The following is a 4,221-nucleotide window of genomic DNA, read 5'->3' on the forward strand; positions in this document are numbered from 1 at the left end:
AGCGCGCCCCGGGCGCCCCGCCGGCGTCGTCCGATGGGGGCATGCCGCGCGTCGTGACTCCTCTGCCGCCCGACCAGCCCGCCGTCCTGTTGGCCACGGACCTGGCCCGACTGGGGCTGCCGCCCGACCGCGCCCGCCGGCCGGACCTGGAGCGGGTCGGACAGGGCTTCCACCGGCAGCGGGCACGCCCTGGCACGGGCTGGGCCGACCTGGGCCTGCCCGAGCCCGGGCACGGCTTCTCCCCTGATCACCTTGCCGCGCTTCTGCGCCGACGCCCGGATGCCGTCCTCTCCCACGAGACCGCGGCCCACCTGCACGGCCTGCCGATGCCCGCGCGAGCCTGGCGGCGGCGCGACCCGGCGACGGGCGAGCTCGAGGCCGACCCGCCGGTGCACCTCACCGTGGCTCGGGGGACGCGACGCGTCCGGCGGGCCGGTCTGATGGACCACCGCAGGCCGCTGGCGCCCGAGTTCGTCACGCACGTGCACGGCCTGCGCATCACCACCGTCGATCGCACCTGGCTGGACCTGTGCTCCCTGACGCCCCCGTGGACGTTCGAGGACCTCGTGGCCGCCGGCGACCACGCCGTCCGGCACCCGTGGACGCCCGCGGGCCGGACGGATCCGGCCACCACGATCGCCGCGCTGCGGTGGGCGCTGCACGCGTCCGGACGCTTCCATGGCCGCCCGGCCGCCCGGGAGGCGCTGGACTCCGTTCGCGTCGGGGCGGACTCGCCGCCCGAGACCCGCCTGCGCCTCGCCCTCGTGGCCGGCGGGCTGCCGGAGCCGGAGCTGCAGGCCGCGCTCGAACCCGGGGACCCCTTCTCCCCCGTGGCCGACCTGGCCTACCGCCACGTGCGCCTGGCCCTGCAGTACGACGGTGCGGGGCACCGCACGCGGGAGCAGCAGGCGCGCGACGCCCGCCGGGACCGCTACGGCCAGGCGCGCGGCTGGACGACGCTCCGCGTCACCTGGGCGGATGGGCGCGAGGACTTCCGTGGCGTCGTCGCGGTGGTCCGACGCCGCCTCGGCCACTCCGCCTCGACATGAAGACGCTCCGGCGAACGCATTGGGGGCGGTTTCGGGTGGTATTCCGTCGGAATACCACCCGAAACCGCCCCCCAACGCAGGGTCAGCGCCCCCGGGTCAGCGCTGCGGGTACTGGCGCAGCTGCTCGCCCACGTAGATCTGGCGCGGGCGGCCGATCTTGGTGGCCGGGTCCTCCATGAGCTCGCGCCACTGGGCGATCCAGCCGGGCAGGCGGCCCAGGGCGAAGAGGACGGTGAACATCTTCTCCGGGAAGCCCATGGCCTTGTAGATCACGCCGGTGTAGAAGTCGACGTTCGGGTAGAGCTTGCGCTCCACGAAGTAGTCGTCGGCGAGGGCCTTCTCCTCGAGACGCTGGGCGATCTCCAGCAGCTCGTCGTTGCCACCCATCTTGCCCAGGATGTCCTCGGCGGTCTTCTTGATGATCTTGGCCCGCGGGTCGTAGTTCTTGTACACGCGGTGCCCGAAGCCCATCAGACGGACGCCGTCCTCCTTGTTCTTCACCTTCTCCATGAAGTCCTCGGGCGTGATGCCCTCCGACTTGATCTTCCGGAGCATGTTCAGCACGGCCTCGTTGGCGCCACCGTGCAGCGGGCCGTAGAGGGCGTTGATGCCGGCGGACACCGAGGCGAACAGGTTGGCCTGGGTGGAGCCGACCAGGCGCACCGTCGAGGTGGAGGCGTTCTGCTCGTGGTCCGCGTGCAGCATGAGCAGCAGGTCGAGGGCCTTGACCACGTCCGAGTCGATGTCGTATTCCTCGGCCGGCACGCCGAAGCACAGGCGGAGGAAGTTCTCCACGTAGTTCAGCGAGTTGTGCGGGTACATGAACGGCTGACCCAGCGACTTCTTGAACGCGTAGGAGGCCAGCACCGGCAGCTTGCCGAGCAGGCGCACGGTGGAGATGTGGACCTGCTCCGGGTCGTGGGGGTCCAGGGAGTCCGGGTAGAACGTGGACAGCCCGGACACGGAGGAGGACAGCACCGGCATGGGGTGCGCGTCCCGCGGGAAGCCGTTGAAGAACAGCTTGAGGTCCTCGTGCACCATGTTGTGGCGCAGGATGTTGGTCTCCCAGGCCTCCAGGGTCTCCTTGGACTCGGGCAGCTCGCCGTAGATGAGCAGGTAGGCCACCTCCATGAAGGAGGAGTGCTCGGCGAGGTCCTCGATGGCGTAGCCGCGGTAGCGCAGGATGCCCTGGTCGCCGTCGATGAACGTGACGGCCGACTTGGCGTTCGCCGTGTTCATGAAGCCCGGGTCGTAGGTGACGTCGCCGGTCTCCTTCAGGAGCGGGGCGATGTTGATGCCGTTGTTGCCCTCTGTGGCGTGCTCGACGCCCAGGTCCAGGCTCTGCTCGCCGACGGTCAGCCGGACGGACTCGTGATGGGTCACGGGTGTGCTCCCTCGTCTTCTCTTCTCGATGGCCCGGGTTCACGCGCCGGCGTGGGCGCGCCCACGCGGGGACGACTCTGCTCCAAACTATCAAGGACCGGCCCGGGACGCGCGGTCGCTTCCCCCGACGACGGCCCCCGACCCCGGCTCAGCCGGTCCGCGGCCCGCGGGCCGTGAGTCTCGCCGCGGCCCGGGCGACCGCCTCGTCCGTGGCGGTGATCGCCACGCGGACGTAGCCGTCGCCGCCGGCACCGTAGAACACGCCGGGCCCGGCGATGATGCCCAGGTCCGCCAGGTCGCCCAGCAGATCCCACGAGTCCTGCGCCGTGGCGTCGGCCGGGTCCAGGTCCGCCCGCCGGGTCCACAGGTACAGCCCCGCCTCGGAGTGGTCCACCGTGTGGCCGGAGGCCTCCAGCGCGGTGCGCAGCGCGTCCCGACGGCGGCGGTAGCGGTCCTTCTGCTCCGCGACGTGCGCGTCGTCGGCCAGGGCCACGGCCATCGCGTGCTGCACCGGGGCGGGCACGATCATGCCCGCGTGCTTGCGGGTGTTGACCAGGGTCGCCACGAGCTCCGGATCCCCCGCGGCGAACGCGGCGCGGTAGCCGGCGAGATTGGACTGCTTGGACAGCGAGTAGACGCTCAGCAGGCCCGTCAGGTCGCCGCCGGAGACCTCGTCGGACAGGATGCAGGGCACGACGGCCCCGTCCCACGCGTCCCAGCCGAGCTCGGCGTAGCACTCGTCCCCGCACACCACGGCGCCCACGCCACGGGCGGCGTCGACCGTGCGGCGCAGCGCCGCGGCGTCCAGCACGGCACCGGTGGGGTTGGCCGGCGAGTTGGTCCACACGAGGCGCACCCGCTCACGCACCTCGGGCGCCAGCGCGTCGAGGCCGTCCGCGGCCACGGCCTCCGCCCCGGCCAGCAGCGCGCCCACCGCATAGGTGGGGTAGGCGGCCTCGGGGTGGACGACGACGTCGCCTGCGCCGAGCCCGAGCAGCGTGGGCAGCCACGCGATGAACTCCTTGGACCCGACCGTGGGCACCACGGCCGCCGGGTCCAGCCCGGACACCCCGCGGCGCCGGGCGTACCAGTCGACGACCGCGCGGCGCAGGGCGTCCGTGCCGTGCGTCGTCGGGTAGCCGTGCGCGTCGGCGGCCTCGGTCAGGGCCCGGCGGATCAGCGCCGGCGTCGGATCCACCGGCGTTCCGATGGACAGGTCCGCGACGCCGTCCGGGTGGGCGGCGGCACGCTCACGGTAGGGGGTGAGCGTGTCCCACGGGTAGTCCGGCAGCGTCAGCATGGGGCTCAGGCGTCCGCGTTCTGCAGGGGCAGAGCGGAGATGATCGGGTGGTCCTTGGCGATCATGCCCAGCTTGGCGGCGCCGCCCGGGGAGCCCAGGTCGTCGAAGAACTCGACGTTGGCCTTGTAGTACTCGGCCCACTCCTCGGGGGTGTCGTCCTCGTAGTAGATGGCCTCGACGGGGCACACCGGCTCGCACGCACCGCAGTCGACGCATTCGTCCGGGTGGATGTAGAGCATGCGCTCACCCTCGTAGATGCAGTCCACGGGGCATTCGTCGATGCACGCCTTGTCCTTGACGTCCACACACGGCAACGCGATCACGTAGGTCATGGCTGACCGTCCACCTCTCTCTGGGCACGGGGTTGCGGGGCTGCGGTCCAGGGTACTCGCTCCCCCGGACGCGTTTCGCGGGCGGTCACAGTGGCCCGGCGGGGGCGCGTGGCGGCCTCGGCGGCCTCCGCGGGTCGGCGGTCCAGCCGCCGGCCCG

The 4,221-nt window shown here is 72.3% G+C and carries 4 protein-coding genes; 1 reads left to right on the plus strand and 3 read right to left on the minus strand.

The features are described 5' to 3' along the window. Nucleotides 1–41: 41 nt before the first annotated feature. Nucleotides 42–1,049, plus strand: a complete 1,008-nt coding sequence (locus HMPREF3105_RS04110; protein WP_070708831.1) for a DUF559 domain-containing protein — start codon at nt 42–44, stop codon at nt 1,047–1,049. 96 nt (nt 1,050–1,145) lie between these two features. On the opposite strand, the gene HMPREF3105_RS04115 is transcribed toward HMPREF3105_RS04110, so the two are convergent. The 3 genes from HMPREF3105_RS04115 to fdxA all read right to left on the minus strand — a co-directional run bounded on the left by HMPREF3105_RS04115 (nt 1,146) and on the right by fdxA (nt 4,064). Then, nucleotides 1,146–2,432 carry a citrate synthase gene (locus tag HMPREF3105_RS04115; RefSeq protein WP_083325293.1) on the minus strand — a complete coding sequence of 429 codons (1,287 nt, stop codon included), beginning with the start codon at nt 2,430–2,432 and terminating at the stop codon, nt 1,146–1,148. Between the two features lie 148 nt (nt 2,433–2,580). Beyond that, nucleotides 2,581–3,732, minus strand: coding sequence for a succinyldiaminopimelate transaminase (dapC, locus tag HMPREF3105_RS04120; RefSeq protein ID WP_070708832.1), 1,152 nt, complete (start codon nt 3,730–3,732; stop codon nt 2,581–2,583). A 5-nt stretch (nt 3,733–3,737) separates the two neighbouring features. Continuing rightward, nucleotides 3,738–4,064 carry a ferredoxin gene (gene fdxA / locus HMPREF3105_RS04125; protein ID WP_036316465.1) on the minus strand — a complete coding sequence of 109 codons (327 nt, stop codon included), beginning with the start codon at nt 4,062–4,064 and terminating at the stop codon, nt 3,738–3,740. Nucleotides 4,065–4,221: the final 157 nt, after the last annotated feature.

This window comes from Micrococcus sp. HMSC31B01 (assembly GCF_001816085.1).
GTDB classification, from domain to species: domain Bacteria; phylum Actinomycetota; class Actinomycetes; order Actinomycetales; family Micrococcaceae; genus Micrococcus; species Micrococcus luteus.

What these genes read in the sequence shown, in the direction of transcription:
- fdxA (WP_036316465.1), bottom strand. Translation starts at nt 4,064, where the DNA reads ATGACCTACGTGATCGCGTTGCCGTGTGTGGACGTCAAGGACAAGGCG.
- HMPREF3105_RS04110 (WP_070708831.1), top strand. Translation starts at nt 42, where the DNA reads ATGCCGCGCGTCGTGACTCCTCTGCCGCCCGACCAGCCCGCCGTCCTG.
- dapC (WP_070708832.1), bottom strand. Translation starts at nt 3,732, where the DNA reads ATGCTGACGCTGCCGGACTACCCGTGGGACACGCTCACCCCCTACCGT.